25 protein-coding genes and 1 tRNA gene are annotated in these 24764 nt (G+C 63.2%); 18 read left to right on the forward strand and 8 right to left on the reverse strand.

Annotated features, from left to right (window positions below):
- Window positions 1-8: 8 nt before the first annotated feature.
- Window positions 9-1403 (reverse strand): argininosuccinate lyase, encoded by a 1395-nt coding sequence (gene argH / locus B9A31_RS18595; protein ID WP_016714404.1) that lies wholly within the window; start codon window positions 1401-1403, stop codon window positions 9-11.
- Between the two features lie 296 nt (window positions 1404-1699).
- Here argH and B9A31_RS18600 point away from each other — a divergent pair, with 296 nt between their 5' ends.
- The 7 genes from B9A31_RS18600 (at window position 1700) to B9A31_RS18630 (ending at window position 8158) form a co-directional block, all read left to right on the forward strand.
- Window positions 1700-2443, forward strand: a complete 744-nt coding sequence (locus B9A31_RS18600; RefSeq protein ID WP_015268539.1) for a LytR/AlgR family response regulator transcription factor — start codon at window positions 1700-1702, stop codon at window positions 2441-2443.
- Between the two features lie 197 nt (window positions 2444-2640).
- Entirely contained in the window at window positions 2641-3582 is a 942-nt protein-coding gene (gene hemC, locus B9A31_RS18605; protein WP_084297248.1) for a hydroxymethylbilane synthase, read from the forward strand.
- Window positions 3579-4346, forward strand: coding sequence for a uroporphyrinogen-III synthase (locus B9A31_RS18610; RefSeq protein ID WP_025754959.1), 768 nt, complete (start codon window positions 3579-3581; stop codon window positions 4344-4346). Before hemC ends, B9A31_RS18610 begins: the two co-directional genes overlap by 4 nt.
- Before the next feature lie 45 nt (window positions 4347-4391).
- Window positions 4392-5492, forward strand: coding sequence for a uroporphyrinogen-III C-methyltransferase (locus B9A31_RS18615; RefSeq protein ID WP_027610187.1), 1101 nt, complete (start codon window positions 4392-4394; stop codon window positions 5490-5492).
- Complete coding sequence (locus tag B9A31_RS18620) at window positions 5489-6727, forward strand: heme biosynthesis protein HemY (protein WP_019098139.1); 1239 nt, start codon at window positions 5489-5491, stop codon at window positions 6725-6727. The genes B9A31_RS18615 and B9A31_RS18620 overlap by 4 nt, the downstream gene beginning before the upstream one ends.
- Window positions 6728-6949: 222 nt before the next feature.
- Window positions 6950-7456, forward strand: coding sequence for a disulfide bond formation protein B (locus tag B9A31_RS18625; protein WP_025754957.1), 507 nt, complete (start codon window positions 6950-6952; stop codon window positions 7454-7456).
- 231 nt (window positions 7457-7687) lie between these two features.
- A complete protein-coding gene (locus B9A31_RS18630; protein WP_019099671.1) occupies window positions 7688-8158 on the forward strand; it encodes an Rsd/AlgQ family anti-sigma factor in 471 nt (156 codons plus the stop codon).
- 9 nt (window positions 8159-8167) lie between these two features.
- On the opposite strand, the gene B9A31_RS18635 is transcribed toward B9A31_RS18630, so the two are convergent.
- The gene (locus tag B9A31_RS18635; protein WP_084297249.1) at window positions 8168-8806 is read right to left on the reverse strand and encodes an FKBP-type peptidyl-prolyl cis-trans isomerase; all 639 of its coding nucleotides are present in this window, start codon (window positions 8804-8806) and stop codon (window positions 8168-8170) included.
- 179 nt (window positions 8807-8985) lie between these two features.
- Here B9A31_RS18635 and B9A31_RS18640 point away from each other — a divergent pair, with 179 nt between their 5' ends.
- A complete protein-coding gene (locus B9A31_RS18640) occupies window positions 8986-10023 on the forward strand; it encodes an AlgP family protein (protein ID WP_084297250.1) in 1038 nt (345 codons plus the stop codon).
- Here B9A31_RS18640 and B9A31_RS18645 read toward each other — a convergent pair.
- Entirely contained in the window at window positions 9999-10481 is a 483-nt protein-coding gene (locus B9A31_RS18645; RefSeq protein ID WP_025754995.1) for a TIGR02444 family protein, read from the reverse strand. The genes B9A31_RS18640 and B9A31_RS18645 overlap by 25 nt on opposite strands.
- Before the next feature lie 50 nt (window positions 10482-10531).
- Between B9A31_RS18645 and B9A31_RS18650 the strand changes: the two genes are divergently transcribed.
- The 3 genes from B9A31_RS18650 (at window position 10532) to B9A31_RS18660 (ending at window position 13801) form a co-directional block, all read left to right on the forward strand.
- The gene (locus tag B9A31_RS18650) at window positions 10532-12442 is read left to right on the forward strand and encodes an ATP-binding cassette domain-containing protein (RefSeq protein ID WP_025754994.1); all 1911 of its coding nucleotides are present in this window, start codon (window positions 10532-10534) and stop codon (window positions 12440-12442) included.
- Complete coding sequence (locus tag B9A31_RS18655; RefSeq protein WP_019099861.1) at window positions 12442-13029, forward strand: mechanosensitive ion channel family protein; 588 nt, start codon at window positions 12442-12444, stop codon at window positions 13027-13029. The genes B9A31_RS18650 and B9A31_RS18655 overlap by 1 nt, the downstream gene beginning before the upstream one ends.
- 139 nt (window positions 13030-13168) lie before the next feature.
- Complete coding sequence (locus tag B9A31_RS18660) at window positions 13169-13801, forward strand: LysE family transporter (protein ID WP_016714416.1); 633 nt, start codon at window positions 13169-13171, stop codon at window positions 13799-13801.
- 30 nt (window positions 13802-13831) lie between these two features.
- Here the strand turns inward: B9A31_RS18660 and B9A31_RS18665 are convergent, their stop codons facing one another.
- Entirely contained in the window at window positions 13832-14584 is a 753-nt protein-coding gene (locus B9A31_RS18665) for a slipin family protein (RefSeq protein ID WP_016714417.1), read from the reverse strand.
- A 2-nt stretch (window positions 14585-14586) separates the two neighbouring features.
- The gene (locus tag B9A31_RS18670; RefSeq protein WP_019099863.1) at window positions 14587-15933 is read right to left on the reverse strand and encodes an NfeD family protein; all 1347 of its coding nucleotides are present in this window, start codon (window positions 15931-15933) and stop codon (window positions 14587-14589) included.
- A gap of 98 nt (window positions 15934-16031) precedes the next feature.
- Between B9A31_RS18670 and B9A31_RS18675 the strand changes: the two genes are divergently transcribed.
- The 3 genes from B9A31_RS18675 to B9A31_RS18685 all read left to right on the forward strand — a co-directional run bounded on the left by B9A31_RS18675 (window position 16032) and on the right by B9A31_RS18685 (window position 17501).
- A complete protein-coding gene (locus B9A31_RS18675; protein ID WP_019099864.1) occupies window positions 16032-16490 on the forward strand; it encodes an aminoacyl-tRNA deacylase in 459 nt (152 codons plus the stop codon).
- A gap of 60 nt (window positions 16491-16550) precedes the next feature.
- Entirely contained in the window at window positions 16551-16793 is a 243-nt protein-coding gene (locus B9A31_RS18680) for a DUF2789 domain-containing protein (protein WP_025754993.1), read from the forward strand.
- Between the two features lie 69 nt (window positions 16794-16862).
- Window positions 16863-17501: an NADH:ubiquinone oxidoreductase subunit N gene (locus B9A31_RS18685; RefSeq protein WP_084297251.1), complete on the forward strand. Its 639-nt coding sequence runs from the start codon at window positions 16863-16865 to the stop codon at window positions 17499-17501.
- A gap of 6 nt (window positions 17502-17507) precedes the next feature.
- On the opposite strand, the gene B9A31_RS18690 is transcribed toward B9A31_RS18685, so the two are convergent.
- The 3 genes from B9A31_RS18690 to B9A31_RS18700 form a co-directional block, all read right to left on the reverse strand.
- On the reverse strand, window positions 17508-17945 hold the full coding sequence (locus B9A31_RS18690) for a CBS domain-containing protein (RefSeq protein ID WP_019099867.1): 438 nt from the start codon (window positions 17943-17945) through the stop codon (window positions 17508-17510).
- A gap of 232 nt (window positions 17946-18177) precedes the next feature.
- Window positions 18178-19908, reverse strand: coding sequence for a dipeptidase (locus B9A31_RS18695; RefSeq protein ID WP_025754992.1), 1731 nt, complete (start codon window positions 19906-19908; stop codon window positions 18178-18180).
- Window positions 19909-20068: 160 nt separating this feature from the next.
- Window positions 20069-20145, reverse strand: a tRNA-Arg gene (locus B9A31_RS18700).
- Window positions 20146-20359: 214 nt separating this feature from the next.
- On the opposite strand from B9A31_RS18700, the gene B9A31_RS18705 reads away from it, so the two are divergent.
- From B9A31_RS18705 to B9A31_RS18720, 4 genes are all read left to right on the forward strand, one after another.
- Complete coding sequence (locus tag B9A31_RS18705) at window positions 20360-21109, forward strand: GntR family transcriptional regulator (RefSeq protein ID WP_019099869.1); 750 nt, start codon at window positions 20360-20362, stop codon at window positions 21107-21109.
- Complete coding sequence (locus tag B9A31_RS18710) at window positions 21106-22830, forward strand: fumarate reductase/succinate dehydrogenase flavoprotein subunit (RefSeq protein WP_019099870.1); 1725 nt, start codon at window positions 21106-21108, stop codon at window positions 22828-22830. Before B9A31_RS18705 ends, B9A31_RS18710 begins: the two co-directional genes overlap by 4 nt.
- Before the next feature lie 159 nt (window positions 22831-22989).
- Window positions 22990-23235 (forward strand): 4Fe-4S dicluster domain-containing protein, encoded by a 246-nt coding sequence (locus B9A31_RS18715; RefSeq protein ID WP_008096634.1) that lies wholly within the window; start codon window positions 22990-22992, stop codon window positions 23233-23235.
- Window positions 23236-23354: 119 nt separating this feature from the next.
- Window positions 23355-24761 (forward strand): ABC transporter substrate-binding protein, encoded by a 1407-nt coding sequence (locus tag B9A31_RS18720; protein ID WP_019099871.1) that lies wholly within the window; start codon window positions 23355-23357, stop codon window positions 24759-24761.
- Window positions 24762-24764 lie beyond the last annotated feature (3 nt).

Genomic DNA, 24764 nt, shown 5'->3' on the forward strand with positions numbered 1-24764 from the left:
GTTCCTGATCAACGCGAGGCCAGCAATGCCTTGCCGCGAATAACCGCCGCGCGCACCTGCGCCGGCGCCGTACCACCAATGTGGTCACGGGCATTCACCGACCCTTCCAGGGTCAGCACGGCAAACACGTCCTGCTCGATCTGGTCGCTGAACTGGCGCAGTTCGTCCAGGCTCATTTCGGCCAGGTCTTTGCCAGTGTCCACGCCATACTTCACCGCGTGGCCAACGATTTCGTGGCAGTCACGGAACGGCAGGCCACGGCGTACCAGGTAGTCGGCCAGGTCGGTGGCGGTGGAGAAGCCGCGCAGGGCCGCTTCACGCATGATGGCGTGCTTGGGCTTGATCGCCGGGATCATGTCGGCAAAGGCACGCAGCGAGTCGCGCAGGGTATCGGCAGCGTCGAACAGCGGCTCCTTGTCTTCCTGGTTGTCCTTGTTATAGGCCAGCGGCTGGCCTTTCATCAGGGTCAGCAGGCCGGTCAGGGCGCCGAACACGCGGCCGCTCTTGCCACGTACCAGTTCTGGCACGTCCGGGTTCTTTTTCTGCGGCATGATCGAGCTGCCGGTGCAGAAGCGGTCCGGCAGGTCGATGAACTGGAACTGCGCGCTGGTCCACAACACCAGCTCTTCGGAGAAGCGCGACAGGTGCATCATCGCCACGCTGGCAGCGGCGCAGAATTCGATGGCGAAGTCGCGGTCCGACACGCCGTCCAGCGAGTTGCCGGCCACGGCCTCGAAGCCCAGCAGCTTGCAGGTGAGTTCGCGGTCGATCGGGTAGGTGGTTCCCGCCAGCGCGGCGCTGCCCAGCGGCATGCGGTTGGTGCGCTTGCGGCAGTCGACCAGGCGCTCGTAGTCGCGGCTGAGCATTTCGAACCAGGCCAGCAGGTGGTGGCCGAAGGTGACCGGCTGGGCCGTCTGCAGGTGGGTGAAGCCAGGCATGATGGTTTCGGCTTCACGCTCGGCCTGCTCCAGCAGGCCCTGCTGCAGGCGGGTGATTTCGGCCAGGATCAGGTCGATTTCATCGCGCAGCCACAGGCGGATATCGGTGGCCACCTGGTCGTTGCGGCTACGGCCGGTGTGCAGCTTCTTGCCGGTGATGCCGATACGGTCGGTCAGGCGTGCTTCGATGTTCATGTGCACGTCTTCGAGGTCGACGCGCCAGTCGAAGTTGCCAGCCTCGATCTCGCCCTGGATGGTTTTCAGGCCATCGATGATGGTGTCGCGCTCGGCATCGCTGAGCACGCCGACCTGCGCCAGCATGGTGGCATGGGCGATCGAACCCATGATGTCGTGGCGGTACAGGCGCTTGTCGAAATCGACCGAGGCGGTGAAACGGGCGACGAAGGCGTCGACGGGCTCACTGAAGCGGCCGCCCCAGGACTGATTGGTCTTGTCGGTGCTCATGGATTCACTCATTGCAGGCGTGAACGAAAAAGTGGCGCCGATGATAGCAGGGTTGGGCTGGCCGCCGCAGGGCGCTGGTCGAGAGAAATGCCCGGATAACGGCAGAGAACGATTTTAAGGAATGAACGGCAGTGTTCCACGGACCGTCTACAGTTGGACAGAGGACAGGCAGTGAATCTGCCGTCCGAGTGAATCTTTGGCCATCGCACCGGTCTAGAGCGTGACCGCAGTGTCGCTCGAACCACACCTGTCTACGCTATACCTGTGCGAGACTCATTCAGGAATCCAGCGCAATTATGAATGTCCTGATCGTTGATGACGAACCCCAAGGCCGTGAACGCCTCAGCCGGCTGCTCGGCGAACTGGAGGGTTACACCGTGCTGGAGCCTAGCGCCACCAACGGCGAGGAGGCCTTGGCGCTGATCGAAAGCCTCAAGCCCGATGTGGTCCTGCTGGACATCGGCATGCCAGGCCTGGATGGCCTGCAGGTTGCCGCACGCTTGTGCGAACGCGAGGCGCCGCCGGCGGTGGTGTTTTGCACCGGGGATGATGAATACGGTGCCGAGGCATTCAAGGACAGTACCCTCAGCCATGTGACCAAGCCGTTCCAGGCCCAGGCGCTGCGCGATGCCTTGCGCAAGGCCGAAAAACCCAACCGCGCCCAGTTGGCGGCGCTTACCCGGCCGGCCAATGAAGGTGGCGGCCCGCGCAGCCACATCAGTGCCCGCACGCGCAAAGGTATCGAGCTGATTCCTTTGCCCCAGGTGATCTATTTCATTGCCGACCACAAATACGTGACCTTGCGGCATGAGGCGGGGGAGGTGCTGCTCGACGAGCCGCTCAAGGCCCTGGAAGACGAGTTTGGCGAACGCTTCGTGCGGATCCACCGCAATGCGCTGGTGGCCCGTGAGCGTATCGAGCGCTTGCAGCGCACCCCGCTGGGGCATTTTCAGTTGTACCTGAAAGGCCTGGACGGTGATGCCCTGACCGTCAGCCGGCGGCATGTGGCGGGCGTGCGCAAGATGATGCAAACCCTCTGATTCGGCGCCCGCATGGCAAGGGCTGCGCCCTTGTTCGCGGCTAAAGCCGCTCCTACAGGTACGGTGCCGCTCCGAAGGCGGTGATTAGCCTGTGGGAGCGGGTTTACCCGCGAAGGGGCCCTCAGCTGATCCACATCTGCTAGCGATACCAGCGATGCTGTTATCATCGACGGTATTTCTCTGGATCGGGGCGTTTCATGTCCACTCGCGAAATCCGCATTGCCACCCGTAAAAGTGCCTTGGCCCTGTGGCAGGCCGAATACGTCAAAGCCCGCCTCGAGCAGGCTCACCCCGGTCTGCTGGTGACCCTGGTGCCCATGGTCAGCCGTGGTGACAAGCTGCTCGATGCGCCGCTGGCCAAAATCGGCGGCAAGGGCCTGTTCGTCAAGGAACTGGAAACCGCCCTGCTGGACAACCAAGCCGACATCGCCGTGCATTCGATGAAGGACGTGCCCATGGACTTCCCCGAAGGCCTTGGCCTGTACTGCATCTGCGAGCGCGAAGACCCGCGCGATGCCTTCGTTTCCAATACCTTCGACAGCCTTGAAGCGCTGCCTGCCGGCAGCATCGTCGGCACCTCCAGCCTGCGCCGCCAGGCCCAGTTGCTGGCGCGCCGCCCAGACCTGCAAATCCGCTTCCTGCGAGGCAACGTCAACACCCGCCTGGCCAAGCTGGATGCTGGCGAGTACGACGCCATCATTCTCGCTGCAGCCGGCCTGATCCGCCTGGGCTTCGAAGACCGCATCACCTCCACCATCAGCGTCGATGACAGCCTGCCGGCTGGCGGGCAGGGCGCGGTGGGCATCGAGTGCCGCAGCGCCGACGTCGAGATCCACGCGCTGCTGGCGCCACTGCACCATGCCGACACTGCCGACCGGGTAGTGGCCGAGCGTGCTCTGAACAAACGCCTGAATGGCGGCTGCCAAGTGCCGATCGCCTGCTACGCGGTACTCGAAGGCGACCAGCTGTGGCTGCGTGGCCTGGTCGGTCAGCCTAGCGGCGGCACCTTGTTGGTGGCCGATGCCCGCGCCCCCCGCTCTGCCGCTGAAACGCTTGGCGTACAGGTGGCCGAAGACCTGCTGGGCCAGGGCGCCGAAGCCATCCTCAAGGAAGTCTACGGCGAGGCTGGTCACCCGTGAGCCAATGGCGCCTGTTGCTGACCCGCCCTGCCGAGGACTGCGCAGCACTGGCGCAGAGCCTGGCGGCAGCGGGGGTAGGCAGCAGCTGCATGCCGCTGCTGGAGATAGCGCCCGTCACCGTGCAGGCCCGGCAACGCCTGTTGCTGGAAGGCCTGCATGGCTTCCAGGCGATCATCGTGGTCAGCAAACCTGCCGCACGGCTGTTGCTCGAGCAACTGGCCGAGGCCGGTTTGCAGCCGCCACGGCAAGGCTGGTTCACCGTGGGCGAGGCCACTGCCGCAGTGTTGCAGGAGAAAGGCCTGGGGGCGAGCTGCCCGCCGCGTGGTGATGACAGCGAAGCCTTGCTGGCGCTCCCGGCCCTGCGCCAGGCCGTTGCCGTGCCTGCGCCGCGTGTATTGATCGTTCGCGGCGTCGGAGGTCGCGAACTGCTGGCAGAGCGTCTTGCAGAGCAAGGTGCTAGTGTCGAATATCTGGAACTGTATCGTCGCTGCCTGCCGGCTTACCCGGCGGGCACCCTGAAGCGTCGCATCGAAGCGGAACGCCTCAATGGCCTGGTGGTCAGCAGTGGGCAGGGTTTTGAACATTTGCAGCAGCTGGCCGGCGCCGATTGGCCGCAGTTGGCACAGTTGCCGCTGTTCGTGCCCAGCCCGCGGGTCGCCGAGCAGGCCAGGGCCGCCGGGGCCCAACAGGTTGTGGATTGCCGTGGCGCCAGTGCCACGGCCTTGCTGGCAGCCGTGCAGCGCAGCGCTGCACCTGCCTCTTAAGGCGCTAAGCTGAAGGCGATGCGCCCCCATGCAAAGGATGGATACGTGAGCGAGACTGTCTTGTCCAATAACGATCAGCCGTCGGCACAGGCGCCGGCGGAACCCGTCACCGCCCCACCCGCCAAGCGCTCCGGCAGTGGCCTGGCAGCGCTGGCCTTGCTGCTGGGTGCAGCCGGGGTGGCGATAGGTGGCTGGGGTGTCTGGCAGGTACGCCAACTGCAAGGCAGTGAGTTCAACCAGGGCCAGCACATCGAAGCGCTGAACCAGCGCGCCGAAGCCTTGCAACAACGCGAACAGCAAATCAGCGCGCAACTGGCCAGCCTGCCGGCTGCCAGCGAGCTGGAAGACCGCCGCCGCCTGGTGGCGCAATTGCAAGGTGACCAGCAACGCCTCAGCCAGCGCCTGGAAACCGTACTTGGCGAGAGCCGCAAGGAATGGCGCCTGGCCGAGGCCGAGCACTTGCTGCGCCTGGCCACCCTGCGCTTGTCGGCGCTACAGGACATCACCAGCGCCAAGGCCCTGGTCGAGGGCGCTGACGAAATTCTGCGCGAACAGAGCGACCCAGGTGCCTTCGCTGCTCGCGAACAACTGGCACGCAGCCTGGCCACGCTCAACAGCACCCAGCAGCCAGACCGTACCGGCCTGTTCCTGAAGCTGGCCGCTCAGCGCGAGCTGGTGCAGCAGCTCAGTGCCCAGTCCCCCGAGTTTGCCAGCGACGCCGATGCACTCGGCGCCCTGACTGCCGACGGTGATGGTGCGAGTCGCCTGTCGCAGTGGTGGGCAGAAATATCCAAGTACTTCCAGATCGACTTCAATGCCGATGACAACGTGCGGCCGTTGCTCGCCGGGCAGCAACTGAACCAGCTGCGCCTGGCCCTGAGCCTGACCATCGAGCAGGCCCAGTGGGCCGCACTCAATGGTGATGCCAAGGTTTACACCCAGGCGCTGGACGACGCCCGTAGCGTACTGTTGGCCAACTTCAACGCCGACAACCCGCAAAGCAAGGCCATGCTCGACAGCCTGAATGCCCTGGCCGACCAACCGGTGTCGGTGGTTACCCCCGACCTCAGCGAGAGCCTGGCGGCCGTGCAGGCCTATATTCAGCGCCGCCACCTGCCGGCCGAGGCTGAAGGGGGCAAGCCATGAAGCGTGTCTACCTGCTGGCTGTGCTGGCGATTGTGGTCGCTGCGGCGTTGGGGATCGCAGTTGCCAAGCACAGCGGCTACGTGCTGATTTCCTATGGTGGCTTCCGCTATCAGTCGGGGCTGTGGGCAGCCTTGGCCGGCCTGCTGGCCGTGATCGCACTGCTGTGGCTGTTGCGTTACCTGGTTGGCCTGGTGCTGGCCTCCAGCGGCGTGGTCAACCCGTGGTCGCGGCGCAACCGTAGCCGGCGCATTCGTGTGGCCATCGAACAGGGCCAGCTGGACCTCGCCGAAGGCCGCTGGGCCAGCGCCCAGCGCCACTTGCACCGTGCCGCCGAGGCCGAGCGCCAACCGCTGCTGTATTACCTTGGTGCCGCGCGTGCCGCCAACGAGCAAGGCCGCACCGAAGACAGCGACAACCTGCTGGAGCGGGCGCTGGAGCGCCAGCCGCAAGCAGAACTGGCCATTGCCCTGACGCATGCCCAGTTGCAGATGGACCGTGGCGAAAGTGACGGGGCCCTGGAAACGCTGCTGGCCATGCAGGAGCGTCACCCGCACAACACTCAGGTGCTGCGCCTGCTGCAACGCCTGCACCTGGAACGTGGTGACTGGTCGGCCCTCATCCGCCTTTTGCCCGACTTGCGCAAGGGCAAGGTACTGCCGCCCGCCGAGCTGGCTGCCCTTGAACAACGCGCCTGGGGCCAGAACCTGAGCCTGGCCACCACCCGTGGCGAAGACGCTCAAAGTGCGCGTCAGGCCCTGGAGCGAGCCTGGCAGCAATTGACCGCAGCCCAGCGCCAGGAGCCACAGCTGGTGCTGGCATACGCCGAGCAATTGCGCCAGGTGGGCGCGCAGAGCGAGGCCGAACAGGTGCTGCGCACTGCGCTCAAGCGTGACTACGAGAGCCACCTGGCCCGCTTGTACGGGTTGGTGCGCGGTGATGACCCGGCGCGCCAGCTGCAAACCGCCGAAGGCTGGCTCAAGGCTCATCCGCAAGACGCCAGCCTGCTGCTGACCCTGGGCCGCCTGAGCCTGCAGAACCGCCTGTGGGGCAAGGCACGTGACTATCTGGAAAGCAGCCTGCGCATGGAGCGCAACCCCGAGGCTTGTGCCGAACTGGCCCGCCTGCTTGCTGGCCTGGGCGAGACCGAGCGCAGCAACCAGCTGTTCCAGGAGGGCCTCGGCCTGCTGGACGAGCGCCTGCTGGCCCTGCCGTTGCCAGAAGGCGTACGCGCCTGACCCACCCCAAGGCCCGCGCCAAGGTGCGGGCTTTGGGGGTTGGTAATTTATCTATGCCTGCACGTTGGCGCGGCAATCTATTTCTTCAGTCACCTCCTACCGCCACTTTGGAAATTTCCTACACGATTCAGCGACTTGTCTTTGCTGTCGCGCCTTGAAACAAAGCGCGTCTTTCCTCTACCGTTTCAAGCCACTCCTTCTTCCCCGGGACCTTCACCGCCCATGCTGCCGGCCCGTTTGCGCTCCTTTTTCCTTCCTGCCTGCCTGGCCGCACTGGCGGTGCTGGCTGCGTCTTTCCAACTGGAAAACATGCCAGGGCTGGTGCCGTGCCCCTTGTGCTTCAGCCAGCGTTTGCTGCTCGCGGCGTACGCGTTGTTGTGCCTGGGGGCGGTGCTGCAGGCGCCAGGCTTGCAGGGCATCCGCCAGTACGCGCGGGCGACGCTGGGCTGCTCGCTGGCCGGTGCGTTGCTGGCGGCGCGGCATGTCTGGTTGCAGGGCGCTGGTACGGTCATGCATGTATGCCCGGTGCCGATTGGGCGGGTGTTCGAGCAATCCTGGGGCGAGGCGGCGCGGCAACTGTTGCTGGGTGGCCCGGATTGCAACTCGCTGACCTGGAGCTTTCTCGACCTGACACTGCCCGAGTGGAGCCTGCTGGCCTTCCTGCTGCTGGCGGCGCTGCCCTTGAGTTGCCTGCTGGCGTATCGTTTCCGCACCCTGGCAATGAACTGAGCTGGCGCAAGGTTGCGTCATGAGTGCGACCAATGGCGCTATAACGGGGTATTAAACACTTGTATGAACTTTGTGTGCTGCGTACCTTGATGGGCAGCACGCGCGGGAATAATCTCGCAGCACGTATACCGAAAACACAACTGCTCGATGCCGTCCTGCTGATGTCACCTCTGTGCTGCGCGTTCGCGGTGCGAGGTGCAGCGGCATCTACCCAGAAGGGAAGAGATCGCCATGCTCGATAGTTGTCAGAATGCTCAGGAACGCTGGGGTGGGGTTCACAAGCTGATCGACCGTTGGCTGGAGGAGCGCCAGCAACTGGTGCAGGCTTTCCGCGCCCTGCGCGATGCCAAGCCGGCCTTCGCTGACAAGGATACGCACAGTGACTTCTGCGCACTCCTGGTCGACTACGTTTCGGCGTGGCATTTCGAAGTCTGCGAACAACTGGTCAGTGAGGCCAAGGCATTCGATGACGAGAAAGCGTTGAAGCTGGCTGAAGAGATCAACCCGCGGATCAATGACATCACCCAGATTGCACTGGCTTTCAATGATCATTGCAGCAAGGGCGAGTGCAAGGACACCGAGCGCTTCGCCGAGAAGCTGGCCAAGCTGGGCGGCCTGCTGCACGAGCGCTTTGAACTCGAAGACTGCCTGATCGAAGTGCTGCACACTGCGCACAAGGAAGAGGGCGCTGTCGAGGCCTGAAGCTAGGCCTCAGTCGCCAACCGCCAGCAGCTCGATCTCGAATACCAGAGGTGTATAGGGTGCGATCAGGTCGCCCGCTCCTTCGGCGCCATAGGCTTGCGCTGAAGGAATCACCAGGCGCCATTTGGCGCCCGCGTGCATCTGCGGCAGGGCCACCTGCCAGCCTTCGATTACAGAATCCAGGCTGAACCATTGGGGCGTCTGGTTCTGGTCGAACACCGAGCCATCCGGCAACTTTCCCACATAGCGCACTTGTACTTTGCCACCTGCTTTGGGTTGCGCGCCCGTGCCTGGCTGCAGTTCGCTGTAGAGCACGCCTTCCGGCAGTTCGTGTACCCCATAACGTCCACGCTCATTGGCCATGAAGCGTGTTTCGGCTGCCTGCAATTTTTGTGTGGCGGCATCACTTTCCTGCGCTTCATGCTGCTGAAGCACTGCCTGCATGCGTACCTTGTCGAGCTTTAGCGGTTGCCCCTGATAGGACTGCTTGAGGCCTTCGACCAGTGCCTCCAGTTGCAAGCCTGGCATCTCCTGGCGCAGGCGCTCACCCAGGCTGGCGCCCAGGCTGTAGGCCAGATCGTGATCGTCGCTGTCGGCAAGGGCGATGGGTGCCAGCAGGCATAAACCTAAAACAAGATATCGAGGCAATGCCCGGACTCCCAAATATCAGCAATGATTAATTCAGCAACTACACTTTCACGCAGCTGCAAGATAACAACTTTGCCCAGGCATGCAACGCGGCGTAAATATTACGGTCAACATGCCCTAGCGGCGGTAGCAGCAGAAGCATAGTATGAGCCGCAATCTCGTCAGCCAGGAGGTAAACCATGTCGGCCAAAAAGAAGCCAGTAAGTACGCCGTTACACCTGCTCCAGCAACTTTCGGGCAGCCTGCTCGAACACTTGGAAGATGCCTGCTCGCAAGCGCTGGCTGATGCGGAAAAACTGCTGGCCAAGTTGGAAAAGCAGCGTGGCAAAGCGCAGGAAAAACTGCACAACGGCCGCCTGAAATTGCAGGATGCCGCAAAGGCAGGTAAAGCCAAGGCGCAGACCAAAGCGCAAAAAGCCATTGGCGAACTTGAAGAACTGCTCGATTCCCTCAAGGAACGCCAAACCCAGACCCGCTCTTATATTCAGCAACTCAAGCGTGACGCTCAAGACAGCCTCAAGCTGGCCCAGGGTGTAGGCAAGGTTCGCGAGGCCGCAGCCAAAGCGCTGGATTCGCGTGCTGCCAAAACCAGCAAGCCGGCTGCAGCCAAACCTGCGGCGAAGCCAGCTGCCAAAGCGACTGCTGCTGCCAAGCCTGCGGCGAAGCCAGCTGCCAAAGCGACTGCTGCTGCCAAGCCTGCGGCGAAGCCAGCTGCCAAAGCGACTGCTGCAGCCAAACCTGCGGCGAAGCCAGCTGCCAAAGCGACTGCTGCAGCCAAACCTGCGGCGAAGCCAGCCGCCAAAGCGACTGCTGCTGCCAAGCCTGCGGCGAAGCCAGCTGCCAAAGCGACCGCTGCAGCCAAACCTGCGGCGAAGCCAGCCGCCAAAGCGACCGCTGCTGCCAAGCCTGCGGCGAAGCCAGCTGCCAAAGCGAGCGCTGCAGCCAAACCTGCGGCGAAGCCAGCTGCCAAAGCGACGGCTGCTGCCAAATCCGCAGCCAAGCCAGCTGCGAAACCAGCTGCCGCCAAAGCCCCGGCACGCAGGGCCACCAAGCCAGCTGCCGCCAAACCTGTTGCCAGCAAACCAGCCGAAGCCAAACCGGCTACGCCTGCCGCCAGCACCCCGGCTGCTGCAACCAACTCGGCCACCCCGGCTGCTTCGGTAGCATCGTCGACACCGGCCAGCACCCCGGCTCAGGCGCCGTCTTCGGCGTCCTGAACCGTAGCCGCTGCGGCGCGCAACTGATCCAGCGCGTCGTGGCGGCGGGCAGGCTCCGGCGCCAGCCGGGCCAGCCAGTCGTCCGTGAGCCCATGCGAGTCCGTGGGCCACTGTCGCGAGCGCTCCTGTAAACGCTCAAGCAAGGTCTTTTCGGCCTGCAACTCCAGCCCCTTCACTTGTTCACGCAACGCCGCCAGTTGCGCATCACCCGATGCCGCTGCTCGCCATTGTTGGCGAAGGCCGCGTAACGGGGCGACCACGTCACGCTGCCAGGCCCCGGCTATTTCGGTTAACGCCTGCACGCGCTCATCCAGCACCGCCACGCCTCGCGCCTGCAGCCAGGTTGCGCACAACAGCAGGCAGACATCGCCACCCATTGCCTGTAGCTCAAGGCAGGCCGCTTCCGCGCCGGGCCTGGCATACAGGGCCAGGGCGTGATTCCACAGGTCGGTGTGCATGGTTCCACTCGCGCTATGGGCCGAGGAAGCTGGTAGACTCCGCGACCATCATGATCAGACTATCCAACCTCACTTTACAGCGTGGTCCGCAGCGCTTGCTAGAAGGCGCCGAGATGACCCTGCACGCCGGTCACAAGGCCGGCCTGATCGGCGCCAACGGTGCCGGAAAATCCAGCCTGTTCGCCTTGCTGCGCGGTGAGCTGTCACCCGATGCCGGTGACTGCCAACTGCCCGGTGACTGGCGCATCGCCCACATGCGGCAGGAGGTCGATACCCTCGATCGCCTGGCCGTGGACTATGTGCTCGACGGCGACATGCGCCTGCGCAAGGTCCAGGCCGAACTGGCCGCCGCCGAGCACGCCCACGACGGTACTGCCCTGGCGCGCCTGCACAGTGAGCTGGAAAGCGCCGACGGCTATACCGCCGATGCCCGCGCGCGCAAGCTGCTGGCCGGCCTGGGCTTCACCAACGAGCAGATGGATCGCCGCGTCGGTGACTTCTCGGGTGGCTGGCGGATGCGCCTGAACCTGGCTCAGGCGCTGATGTGCCCGTCCGACCTGCTGCTGCTCGACGAGCCCACCAACCACCTCGACCTGGACGCCATCCTGTGGCTGGAAGACTGGCTCAAGGGCTACCCCGGCACGCTGTTACTGATCTCCCACGACCGCGACTTCCTCGACGCTGTGGTCGACCATGTGCTGCACGTCGAGCAGCGCAAGCTGAACCTGTACAAAGGTGGCTACACCGCCTTTGAGCGCACCCGTGCCGAGCGCCTGGCGCAGCAGCAGCAAGCCTACGAGAAGCAGCAGGCGCAGCGCGCGCACATGGAAAAATACATCGCCCGCTTCAAGGCCCAGGCCACCAAGGCTCGCCAGGCGCAAAGCCGGATCAAGGCCCTGGAGCGCATGGAAGAGCTGTCGGCGGCGCATGTGGATTCGCCGTTCGACTTCGTTTTCCGCGAATCGCAGAAAATCTCCAGCCCGTTGCTGAGCCTGTCCGAAGGCCGGCTGGGGTATGGCGACAAGGCCATCCTCGACAAGGTCAAGTTGCAGCTCACCCCAGGCGCGCGTATCGGTTTGCTTGGGCCTAACGGCGCGGGCAAGTCGACGCTGATCAAGAACCTTGCGGGTGAACTGGAGCCGTTGTCTGGCCGCCTGGTACGGGGCGAGAACCTGGCCGTTGGCTACTTCGCCCAGCACCAGCTCGACTCGCTGGACGACAAGGCCAGCCCGCTGCTGCACCTGCAGCGCATCGCGCCCACCGAGCGTGAGCAGACCCTGCGCGACTTCCTGGGTGGTTTCGACTTCCATGGCGCTCGTTGCGACGAGCCGGTCGTGAACTTCTCCGGTGGCGAAAAGGCCCGCCTGGCGCTGGCGCTGATCGCCTGGGAACGGCCGAACCTGCTGCTGCTCGACGAACCGACCAACCACCTCGACCTGGAAATGCGCCTGGCGCTGACCATGGCCTTGCAGGAGTTTGCCGGTGCCGTGGTGGTGGTATCCCACGACCGACATTTGCTCAAGAGCACCACCGACGACTTCCTGCTGGTGGCCGATGGCAAGGTGGACGCCTTCGACGGTGACCTGGACGACTACAGCCGCTGGCTGGTCGAGTACCGCCAGCGCAGTGCGCCGACCAGTAGCACCCCGGTCAACCCGGACAAGACCGACAAAAAAGCCCAACGCCAGGCTGCCGCCGCTTTGCGTCAGCAGCTTGCCCCGCACAAGAAGGCGGCCGACAAGCTGGAAACCGAGCTGAACCAGGTGCACGTGCAACTGGCCGAGATCGAGACCGCGTTGGGTGATGGTGGCCTCTACGAAGCCGCGCGCAAGGATGAGCTGCGAGACCTGCTGGCGCGTCAGACCAAGCTCAAGCAACGCGAAGGCGAGCTGGAAGAGGCCTGGATGGAGGCGCTGGAAACCCTCGAAAGCATGCAGGCCGAGCTCGAGGCGCTGTCCTGATGGAGGAACTGCGTTCGCTGCTGCCAGGGCAATGGATGGACACCTTCTGGCTGGGCTTGCAGATCCTGTTGATCCTGGTGGCGGCCTTCGTCCTGCAGCGCATCGTCGCCCGTGGGTTGAGCCGCCTGGGCCAGCGTTACCCGCTGCCACCGGAGTTGCTGGTGCCGGTGCGGGGTGGCTTGCGTTGGCTGATCATGGGCAGTGCGTTGCTGTTTGTGCTGGAGCGGCTGGGTGTTTCCGCGACGGTCCTGTGGACTGCATTGTCAGGCTTTGTCGCGGTGGCGGCGGTGGCGTTCTTCGCCATGTGGAGCGTGTTGTCCAACCTGCTGTGCGCGGTGCTGATCTTTACGGTCGGGCCATTTCGCATCGGCGATGTGGTCGAGCTGGTCGACACCTTGGACAAGCCGGGCGTCAAAGGCCGGGTGATCGCCATCAACCTGCTGTTCACCACGTTGCTGGAAATGCCCGAGGCGGGCGGGGCGCTGGTGCAGGTGCCCAATAGCCAGTTCTTCCAGAAGTCGGTGCGGCGCTGGCGCGGGGCCGAGGTGCAGGCGATGCATAAGGATGCGGCAGTCGAGGCAGATTGATTCTGCCTGTGCCGGCCTCTTCGCGGGTTCGCCCGCGAAGAGGCCGGCACAGGCAGTTAAATTCTCAAAATTTTCTGGTTATTTTTTCACCAACACCTTAGCTTAACGTTTTGCAACATATGTTCGAGCGAGGTGTGTGATGTCGATGGAAGTATGGCTGGGCTTCTTTGCCGCCTGTTGGGTGATCAGCCTTTCACCCGGTGCCGGGGCGATTGCCTCGATGTCCAGCGGCCTGCAATACGGCTTCTGGCGTGGTTACTGGAATGCCCTGGGCCTGCAACTGGGCCTGATCGTACAGATCGCCATCATCGCTGCCGGCGTCGGTGCCATCCTTGCCGCCTCGGCCACGGCCTTCCAGATCATCAAATGGTTTGGCGTCGCCTACCTCGTCTATCTGGCCTACAAGCAATGGCGTGCCTTGCCGATGGACATGGCCGATGAGTCCGGCGTGCGCCCGATCGGCAAACCGCTGAGCCTGATGTTCCGCGGTTTCCTGGTCAACGTCAGCAACCCCAAGGCACTGGTGTTCATGCTGGCGGTGCTGCCGCAGTTCCTTAACCCACATGCGCCGTTGCTGCCGCAATATGTGGCGATCACCGTGACCATGATCAGCGTGGACATGCTGGTGATGGCGGGCTACACCGGGTTGGCTTCGCGGGTGTTGCGTCTGCTGCGTACGCCCAAGCAGCAGAAGCGCCTGAACCGGACCTTTGCCGGGTTGTTCATCGGCGCGGCCACGTTCCTGGCTACCCTGCGTCGCGCACCTCTCTGATAGATGACTGGGGCCTCGTCGAGGCCCCAGCTATTTCTGCCTGTCCACCAACCCCTTGAGCAGATCCACCGGCAACGGGAAGACAATGGTCGAGCTCTTGTCCCCTGCAATCATCCCCAGCGTCTGCATGTAGCGTAACTGCATCGCCCCCGGTTCCTTGCTCAACATCTGCGCCGCCTGCATCAGCTTCTCCGACGCCTGCAACTCGCCTTCGGCATGAATCACCTTGGCCCGTCGTTCCCGTTCAGCCTCAGCCTGCCGGGCGATGGCACGCACCATCGATTCGTTGAGGTCCACATGCTTGATCTCGACGTTGGCCACCTTGATGCCCCAGGCATCGGTCTGCGCGTCCAGCACTTGGCGGATGTCCAGGTTCAGCTGCTCGCGTTCTGCCAGCAGTTCGTCCAGTTCGTGCTTGCCCAGCACCGCACGCAGGGTTGTCTGGGCCAGCTGGCTGGTCGCCACCAGAAAATCCTCGACCTGGATGATTGCTTTCTGCGGGTCAAGTACACGGAAGTAGAGCACCGCATTGACCTTGACCGAGACGTTGTCGCGGGTGATCACATCCTGTGGCGGTACATCCAGCACCACGGTACGCAGGTCGACCCGCACCATTTGCTGGATCACCGGGATCAACAGGATCAGCCCCGGCCCCTTGACCTGCCAAAAGCGGCCCAGCTGGAATACCACGCCGCGCTCGTATTCGCGCAGGATGCGAAACGCCGACAGCAACAGCATCGTCAGCACGATCAGCACCGCGCCGAAACCCACTTGCATGAACATGCTCATTCTCCTTGCGCCGCAGGCGTGGCGGCGCTCACTTCCAGCATCACGCCATGGCGCGCGGTCACCCGCACGTTCTGGCCAGCTTGCAGCGGTGTTGCGCATTGCACTTGCCATTGCTCGCCCTGGGCCAGCACCACGCCACAGAACGGGTTGCCTGGTATCACCTGGGTGACGGTGGCCAGGCTGCCGACCAGACCGGCGTCGCCGCTCACCAGTGCCCGCCGTCGTGCCTTCAGGGCCATGCCCAGCACACCACCGATCAGCAGCGCCGAAAGCACGGCCAAGGTACCGATCAAGGTCAGCGGAATACCGAAGCCTGGGGCATCGGTGTCGATCAGGATCAAAGCGCCGACCACGAAGGCGACGATGCCGCCAAACCCGACCATGCCGAAGCTGGGCAGGAAGGCTTCGGCGATCATGAAGGCGACGCCCAGCAGGATCAGCGCCATCCCGGCGAAACTCACCGGTAGCAGTTGCAGGGCATACAACGCCAGCAGCAGGCATATGCCGCCAACCACACCGCCCACCGTAGAGCCGGGGTTCATGAACTCGAACAACAGGCCGTACACGCCGATCATGATCAGGATCAGTGCAACGCCGGGATTGGTAATCACGGCCAGCACCCGTGTGCGCCAGTCCGGTAGGTGCTCGACCAGGCTGGCGCCGACAGTCTGCAGCTGGTGCGGTTGGCCGGCGACCTGCAGCGTTTTGCCATCCAGCTTGCGCAAAAGGTCGGGCAGGTCATCGGCTATCAGGTCGATCACATTCAGCCGCAAGGCTTCGCTGGCGGGCAGGCTGACGGCCTCGCGCACGGCCTTCTCCGCCCACTCGGCATTGCGCCCACGCAGTTGCGCCAGGCTGCGGATGTAGGCAGCGGCGTCGTTGACCTGCTTGCGTGCCAGGGTTTCATCATCGCTGCCCTTGGTCTTGTCGTCCTTGGGGGCACCTGGGGGGCCGCCGATCTGTACGGGGGTGGCGGCGCCCAGGTTGGTCCCGGGCGCCATTGCGGCAACATGGCTGGCGTAGAGGATATAGGTGCCTGCGCTGGCGGCACGGGCACCGCTGGGCGCAACGTAGGTGGCCACCGGCACGGGGCTGGCGAGAATCGCCTTGATCATCTGGCGCATGGCGCTGTCCAGCCCGCCTGGAGTGTCCATGCGGATGACCACCAGCTGCGCGCCCTGCGCCCGGGCCTGGTCGAGGCTGCGTACCAGGTAATCGGCGCTGGCAGGGCCGATGGCATCGTCGATACCCAGCACCCACACTGCGCCGGGCGCTGCCTGACCGCCGGGCGTAATGCCAAGCAGCAACAGCAGCATCAGCCAGCGCCAGCAGCGGGCGATCACCTGTCGTCACCTCGTTTGCCTCTATCGCACAAGTTTAGCCCTGCCTGCCGCTGTCAGGCCTAAAATTGGAGATTGGGGGGCGAAACCGGAGGTGCATCATGCGTATGGCTAAAACCCTGCAGGTCCGCCTGGACAAGGCCAACTGCGATTACGACATCATTCCCCATCCCCATTCGGCCACCAGCCTGGAGTCGGCCCGGACGGCCGGCGTGCCCGCCGAGCGGGTCGCCAAGTCGGTGATGCTCGATGACCGTCATGGCAACTACATCATGGCCGTGCTACCGGCCAACCGGCACCTGGACATGACCAAGGTACGCATGTCCGGGGCCTGGCAACTCACCCGGGAAAGCGGCTTGCCTAGCCTGTTCAGTGACTGCGAGCGCGGCGCCGTGCCGGCCCTTGGTGATGCCTACCAGATAAAAATGCTGCTTGATTCGAGCCTTACACGTCAGGGTGATGTCTACCTTGAGGCGGGTGATCACGATCACCTGATTCACATGAGCATGGAGCAATACCTGAAGCTGGTGCCGAGCGCCGAAGTGCGTGAACTCAGCTGATGCTCTCAACCCTTGCCGGGCCGACCTCGTCGAGGACCGGTCTGGCGACAAGGAGGAACCATGGACAATCCGATTCATCCTTTCTCTGAAATTTTCAAACAGTTGGGGCTTCCTGATGATCCGGTCGAAATCGATCGCTTCATCACCACCCATTCGCCTTTGGACGAAGACGTGAAGCTGGTTGACGCACCCTTTTGGAACGATGCCCAGCGCGCCTTTCTCAAGGAAAGTTACACCGCCGATGCCGACTGGATTCCCATGATCGATCAACTGAATGAGGCGCTGCATCCGCAGAAAAAATAAAGCGCCGAGCGGCACCTGACGAGTGATTGGCCGTTGCTATGCTCAGGAAAACAATAAGGGGATAGCGCGATGAAAGATCCCTACGCACCAGGCTTCTGGTGCTCCGTGACGATCCTGGGCACCCTGACGGCCAGTTACTTTTACGGCATCAGGCAGACGCAGCAGATGAACCAGGCAGTGCATTTCCTGTACGCCGCTGCCGCAGTCACTGTGGCGGTTGCGCTGGTGGCGCTGACCTGGATTGCCTGGCAGCAGTTGCACCTGAACAAGCGTGAAGTGACTCAGGGGCGAACGTTGCTGACCATCTGGAACACGAAGGTGGCGCTACGCCGCGTCGAAACGGTATTCGACCGCTACTTCTGGGGCAGTTACTGGCATTCGGGGCGTACGTTCGAAGAGGTCATGGGCGAGCTCAAGGGCACGCCGCTGGAGCAGAGCCTGGATGCCCTGAAGCATCAGTGCCGAGCACTGGACCGTGAAATCCATGACCACCATCACCACTGGCTGGCCAACGCCCGCGACCTGTCCAGCGTGGCCCAGGCCATGGCCCGTGAACGCTACCAGCTGGACCTGGGCGAGCCCACCTGCAGTGGCCATGGCAATACAGCCGTGCTCAACCGTGACCTGGAAGTGCTGGTGTACACCTGGTCGGCGCGCCTGCGCAGCTTCGACCATCAGCTGGACGAGCTGGAGCGCGCCTACCATTGAGGCGCTTCATTCGCCGCGGATGTATTGCTCCAGTTGCTGGATCAGGCTGGCCTGTTCGGCGATGGTTTCCTTGACCAGGTCACCGATCGACAGCAGGCCCAGCAGTTCGCCATTGCTGACCACCGGCAGGTGGCGCAGGTGGCGGTCGGTCATCAGGTTCATGCAGTACTCAAGGTTCTGTTTCGGCGCCACGGTAACCACTGGAGCGCTCATGATTTCGCGCACAGGGGTGGCGGCGGACGAGCGGCCCTTCAGTACCAGTTTGCGCGCATAGTCCCGCTCACTGACGATACCCACCACCTGGTTGCCCTCGACCACGGGCAGCGCACCGACGTTTTTCTCCGCCAGCATTTTCAGGGCGTCGAGCACCGAGTCATCCGGGCCGATGGTGTACACGGTCTGGTGCTGGGACTTGGTCTTGAGGATTTGTTCGACGGTCTTCATACGGGCCTCTGCGGGTGAAAAAAGCGCTGTCTCGGAGTAACTAAAGCATCCGGTACGGCGCTCTGCACGGCAATGCAGGAAACGGCATGGAGTCGATTGAAAAACGTCATGGGTGATCGCCTGTTTCGGCCTCTTCGCGGCTGAAGCCGCTCCCACAGGAACTACACCGCCTTCGAGGTCTGTGCGATCCCTGTGGGAGCGGGTTTACCCGCGAAGAGGCCAGTACAGCCAATCAGAGCTTCGGCATCTGCCCAAGCCGCGCGACCATCTCGCTCACGATCTGCAGATCCAGCATGAACTGCTCCACCGTCTTGAACTCGTTGTCGTTGTGCCCGGTGTACTTCACGTCCGGCATGGCCAGGCCGAACTGCACGCCGTTGGGCAGGTCGTGCACCGAGGTTGCGCCGGCCGAGGTGCCGAACTCATGCTTCATGCCCAGGTTCTCGGTGGCCACCGCGAGCAGGGCCTTGACCCATTCGCCTTCGGGGTTGCGGTACATCGGCTCGTCCAGGCTGTAGTCGAAGGCTACCGAGGTGTGGCTTTGGCGGGTCCACTTGCCCAGTTTGTCAGCCAGTTCGTCCTTGATCGTGGCGATTGGCTTGCCCTTCGGAATACGCAGGTTCACCGCCAGTTTCAGGCCATTGTCATCCACCCCGACAAACGTCAGCGAGGCCGTCAGCGGGCCCATGAATGCGTCCTTGAACGCCACGCCGAGTTTGTTGCCCAGGTAGTCCAGGCCCCAGTTGTCGGCAGCATAGCGGGCGGCGTCGGTGAAGTGGTTGTGCTTGAGCGATACCTGCTTGCCCACGCCGTTGATGAAGTCGAGCATACGGGCCACCGGGTTCACCCCGGACTCCGGCTCCGAAGAGTGGGCGGAAACACCGGTCACCGTGAGCAGCACGTTCTTGCCCTCTGCTTTGGCGTCGATGCTGAAGTCGCCGCCATGCTGCTTCACGTACTTGGCACCGGCTTGCTGCAACTGTTTGGCCAGCTGCGTCGGGTTCTCTGAAACCAGGGTCGCTACCGAAGTGGTCGGGATCTGGTTGGTGGCCAGGCCGCCAGTCAGGTTGACGATTTCTGCGCCCTTGCCAGTGGCCGCCCGCTTGCTGAAGCTGGCCATGACCGTGCCGTAGCCTTTCTCGGCGATCACCACCGGGTAGCCGCCGTCGAGGGCCAGGTTGTAGTCAGGGGTGGGGTTGCGTTCGAAGTAGTAGGGGATGGCATCGCCGCTGGTTTCTTCGGTGGTGTCGATCAGCAGCTTGAACTGCCGGGCCAGCGGCAGGTTCTCGTCCTTGGCCACTTTGAGCGCGTACATCGCCACCACGATGCCGTTCTTGTCGTCTTCGGTACCACGGCCGTACATGCGGTCGCCAACCAGGGTGACCTTGAACGGGTCCAGGCGTGTGCCGTCGGCCAGCTTCCAGTTGTCCGGGTTGACCGGCACTACGTCGGCATGGGCGTGGATGCCGATTACTTCCTTGCCGCTGCCGAGCGAAATCTCGTACACCCGGTTGTCGATGTTGCGGAAGGCCAGGCCAAAGCTGTCGGCCAGGGCCTTGATCTTGTCGGCAATCTTGAGGAACTCGGGGTTTTGGTACTGCGGCGTACCCTCGACATTGAAGGTGGGGATGGCCACCAGCTCGCGCAGGGTTTCGGTGGCGGCCTTGCCATACTTGATGCGGGTATACAGGCCGAGCAGGCGGTTGATCTCGTCTTGCTGCTCGGCGGCCAGTGGCTTGCTGGCCAGGTAGGCGTCGAGGGTTGCCTCGAGGTTGTCGGCCTTGGCCAGGTCGCTGCCTTTGAGCTTGCCGAGGAACTGCTTGAAGTCGCTTGGGTTGCTGCCGTCAAAAGCTTTGACGATGGCAGCGGACTGCTGATGGGTGAGGTTGGCCTGGGCCGGCTGGGTGAACAGGCCGATGCTGGCCAGCAGCAGGGTGGTGGCGGTGAGTTTTTTCAGGTGCATGGTTGTGCGCATTCCTTCGCCAATCATTGTTGTGGGTTACCCGTCAGGAAACGGGAAGACGCCCACGCTAACACCAATGACCCGTGGCACGGGAGTGCCAGAAACGCGACATGTCGCACAAACGAAAAAGCCCCGGGCTCATGCCCAGGGCTTTTTGATATGGCGCACTCGGCGGGATTCGAACCCACGACCCCTGCCTTCGGAGGGCAGTACTCTATCCAGCTGAGCTACGAGTGCAACGCGCACGCATGATACCCATCTGTGTCGTTGACGTCCATCGCCTTGATCTGTGGCCTTTTTCCTCTTTTTGCGCAGGCGGCTTTTGTGGGCCACCGGTCTGCGCAAATTCATCTATCCATATGCGATATCAATATTTCCCACAGGGTTCTCATGCCCTCTATCCTCTGGTCACAACTTGTTATAACAAGTCATCGATCAGCGAAGAGACCCCATGGCCCAACTGCTCCCCCTGTCCCCGGTACCGCTCTACACCCAGCTCAAGGAACTGCTGCGCGAGCGCATCCTCGACGGTACTTATCCACCGCACAGCCGCATGCCCTCGGAAAGCGAACTGGGCAAGGCCTTCGACGTCAGCCGCATCACCGTGCGCCAGGCACTGGGCGACCTGCAAAAGGAAGGGCTGATCTTCAAGATCCACGGCAAAGGCACTTTTGTCGCCAAGCCCAAGGCGTTCCAGAACGTCAGTACCTTGCAGGGCCTGGGCGAGTCGATGACGCAAATGGGCTACGAAGTGATCAACCGCCTGCGCAGCTTCCGCCATGTGCCGGCCAACGCATTGGTGGCTGCCCGGCTGCAGGTCGAGGAGGGCAGCCTGGTCACCGAGATCCGCCGGGTGCGCCTGATCAACCGCGAGCCGGTGTCGCTGGAACTGACCTGGCTGCCCAAGGCCGTCGGCGAAAAACTGGAGAAGGCCGACCTGGTCACCCGCGACATCTTCCTGCTGCTGGAAAACGACTGCGGCATCGCCCTTGGCCACGCCGACCTGGCCATCGATGCAGTGCTGGCCGACAGCGACCTGACCCAGGCCCTGGAGGTTGAAGAAGGTTCGCCGATCATGCGCATCGAGCGCCTGACCCATGCTGCCGACGGCACGCCACTGGACTTCGAACACCTGTACTACCGCGGCGATGCCTTCCAGTACCGCCTGCGCATTGATCGCCAGAAAGGGGGCAAGGCATGAGCATCCAGACCCAGGACTACGACATCATCATCATCGGTGGCGGCACGGCCGGGCCGATGGCGGCGATCAAGGCCAAGGAGCAGGACAAGAGCCTGCGCGTGCTGCTGCTGGACAAGGCCAACGTCAAGCGCAGCGGCGCCATCAGCATGGGCATGGACGGCTTGAACAACGCCATCATCCCCGGCCACGCCACCCCCGAGCAGTACACCAAGGAAATCACCGTGGCCAATGACGGTATCGTCAACCAGGCCACCGTGCATGCCTACGCAACCCACAGCTTTGAAACCATCGAGCAGCTTGATCGCTGGGGCGTGAAGTTCGAGAAGGACGAAACCGGCGACTACGCGGTGAAGAAGGTTCACCACATGGGCGCCTACGTGCTGCCCATGCCCGAGGGCCACGACATCAAGAAGGTGCTGTACCGCCAGCTCAAGCGTGCCCGGGTAGAAATCAGCAACCGTATGGTCTGCACCCGTGTGCTGCTTGATGGCGAAGGCGCCGCCGCGGGCGTGCTGGGCTTCGACTGCCGCAGCGGCGAGTTTCGCGTGGTGCGGGCCAAGGCGGTGATCCTTGCCTGCGGCGCCGCCGGGCGCCTGGGCCTGCCGTCGTCGGGATACCTGATGGGCACCTACGAGAACCCGACCAACGCCGGTGACGGCTACGCCATGGCCTACCATGCAGGCGCCGAACTGGCCAACCTCGAGTGCTTCCAGATCAACCCGCTGATCAAGGACTACAACGGCCCGGCCTGTGCCTACGTCACCGGCCCGCTGGGTGGGTATACCGCCAACAGTAAGGGCGAGCGCTTCATCGAGTGCGATTACTGGAGCGGCCAGATGATGTGGGAGTTCCATCAGGAGCTCGAAGGCGGCAATGGCCCGGTGTTCCTCAAGCTCGACCACCTGGCCGAGGAAACCATCCAGAACATCGAAGAGATCCTGCACAGCAACGAGCGCCCCAGCCGTGGCCAGTTCCACGCCGGGCGCGGCACCGACTACCGCCAGCACATGGTCGAGATGCATATCTCCGAGATCGGTTTCTGCTCCGGGCATTCGGCGTCGGGCGTGTGGGTCAATGAAAAGGCCGAGACCAGCGTCAAAGGGCTGTATGCCGCGGGCGACATGGCTGCGGTGCCGCACAACTACATGCTCGGTGCTTTTACCTATGGATGGTTTGCCGGCGTGAACGCCGCGCATTACGTGGCCGGGCGCGAACTCGCCGAGGTCGATGCCGAACAGGTCGAACGCGAGCGCGCGCGGGTGTTTGCCCCGCTGCAGCGTGAGCATGGCCTGCCGCCAGCCCAGGTCGAGTACAAGCTCAGGCGCATGGTCAACGACTACCTGCAGCCGCCAAAGGTGACCAAGAAGATGGAAATCGGCCTGGCGCGCTTTGCCGAGATCGAGCGTGATCTGGAGCAGATGAAGGCCAGCAACCCTCATGAACTGATGCGTGCGATGGAAGTGTCGGTGATTCGCGACTGCGCTGAGATGGCGGCGCGGGCCTCGCTGTTCCGCGAGGAAAGCCGCTGGGGGCTGTACCACCACCGGGTGGACTTCCCTGAGCGCAACGATGGCGAGTGGTATTGCCATTGCCACCTGAAAAAAGGCGAGAACGGTGAAATGACCAGCTTCAAGAAGGCCGTCGAACCCTACCTGATCGCCCTGGATGCAGATGAGCAGACCGCTTACGACCGGTTGCGGGTCAAAGCCGATGCCGCCTAAGCGACACCTCACCTTGTGGGAGCGGGTTTACCCGCGAACACCGGCGAAGCCGGTGCCATCCACCGTGTTGGATTCTTCGCGGGTAAACCCGCTCCCACAGGGAAATGTGCAAGCCTCTAGATGAAAGGGAGCCAATAAAGGCCCCAAGGACTCCGTGAAATGGCCTACCAGCCGCAAGAAATCTTCTTCCGCAGCAGCGCCCCGGTCACCATCGACGAAGACAAATGCATCGCCGAAAAAGGCTGCACCGTGTGCGTCGAGGTCTGCCCCATGGACCTGCTGGCGATCAACCCGGCCACGCAAAAAGCCTACATGGCTTTCGACGAATGCTGGTACTGCATGCCCTGCGAGAAGGACTGCCCCACCGGCGCAGTGAAGGTCGACATCCCGTACCTGCTGCGCTGATTCATCCCGCCATCCGGCGAACCACCGGACGCCCTCCTGCTGTGCCCCTCGTTTCCCACCACCCAAACCGGGCGGCGGAGACGACGCCAACTCTTATAACGATTCGAGGGGAAACACCCATGCGCCTTGTTGCAACCGTGGCCGGCCTCGCGCTGGCGCTCACTGGCCTGAATGCCAGTGCCGAAACCATCCGCATCGCCATCGGCACCCAGGACACCACCATCAACTGCGCCACCGGTGGCCTGCTGATCCGTGAGCTGGGCCTGCTGGACAAGTACTTGCCGCATGAGGGCAAGTACAAGGACGCCACCTACCAGGTCGAGTGGAAGAACTTCACCAGCGGTGCGCCGCTGACCAACGAAATGGTCGCCGGCAAACTCGACTTCGGCGCCATGGCCGACTTCCCGGGGTCGTTCAACGGCGTTGCCCACCTGGATGCCGGCAAGCGCAGCCTGTTCATCAGTGTGCTGTCGGGCAGCGTGCATGGCAGCGGCAACGGCATCGTCGTGCCTGCCGCGTCCAGCGTGCAGTCGCTGGCTGAACTCAAGGGCAAGACCATTTCCGTGCCGTTCGCCTCCACTGCCCACGGCATGCTGTTGCGCGCCGTCGCCGCCCAGGGCTGGGACCCGCAGAAGGATGTGCGCATCATCGCCCAGGCGCCGGAAATCGCCGGCTCCGCCCTGCGCAGCAACCGCATCGAAGCCCACGCCGACTTCGTGCCGTTCGCCGAGCTGTTCCCCAACCGAGGCTTCGCCCGCAAGATCTATGACGGCGCCCAGGCCAATGCACCGACCTTCCATGGTGCCCTGGTCGATGCCGACTACGCGAAAAAGTACCCCGAGGTGGTCACCGCCTACCTGCGCGCCAGCCTTGAAGCCGACCGCCTGATCGCTGCGCAGCCTGAGAAGTACAGCGAGTTGATCGAGAAGGTCACGGGTATCGAAGCCGAGGTCAATTACCTGTTCCACGGCCCGCTCGGCCTGCAGACCCGCGACTTGACCTGGAAGCCTGAATACCGCCAGGCAGTGGCTACGTCCATCGACACACTCAAGCTGCTGAAAAAGACCGACCGGGGCCTGGACACCGACAAGTTCATCGACGACCAGTACATCCGTGCCGCCTTCAAAGAGGCTGGCCTGGACTACAACAAGGCGCTGAAAGACTACGACCCGCTGCCACTCAAGGCCAATGACGCGCTGACCGGCAAACCGATCACCGACTTCAGCCGCCTGGCGCAAATCTGGGTGCGCGGTGAAGACAAGGTCCGCCACTACGCTTCGCCGGAAGCGGCCCTGGGTGCCCTGGCCCAGCTGGAGCAGGAGGGCAAGGACATCCGCGCCATCTACGCCCAGGCCGCCGACAGCGGCATCAAGCTGCTGGCCAACCAGGCCTGGTTCGTGCGCAACGCCAACGGCGAACTGGCGGCGTTCCTGCTCAAGGACCAGGCCGAGCAGTATGCCAAGGCCCATGGTGGCGAGGCGCTGGACTTCGTCAGCGCCAACCAGAAGCTGGTCGCCCAGCGCTGACCG

This window comes from Pseudomonas sp. URIL14HWK12:I5 (assembly GCF_900176445.1).
GTDB classification, from domain to species: domain Bacteria; phylum Pseudomonadota; class Gammaproteobacteria; order Pseudomonadales; family Pseudomonadaceae; genus Aquipseudomonas; species Aquipseudomonas monteilii.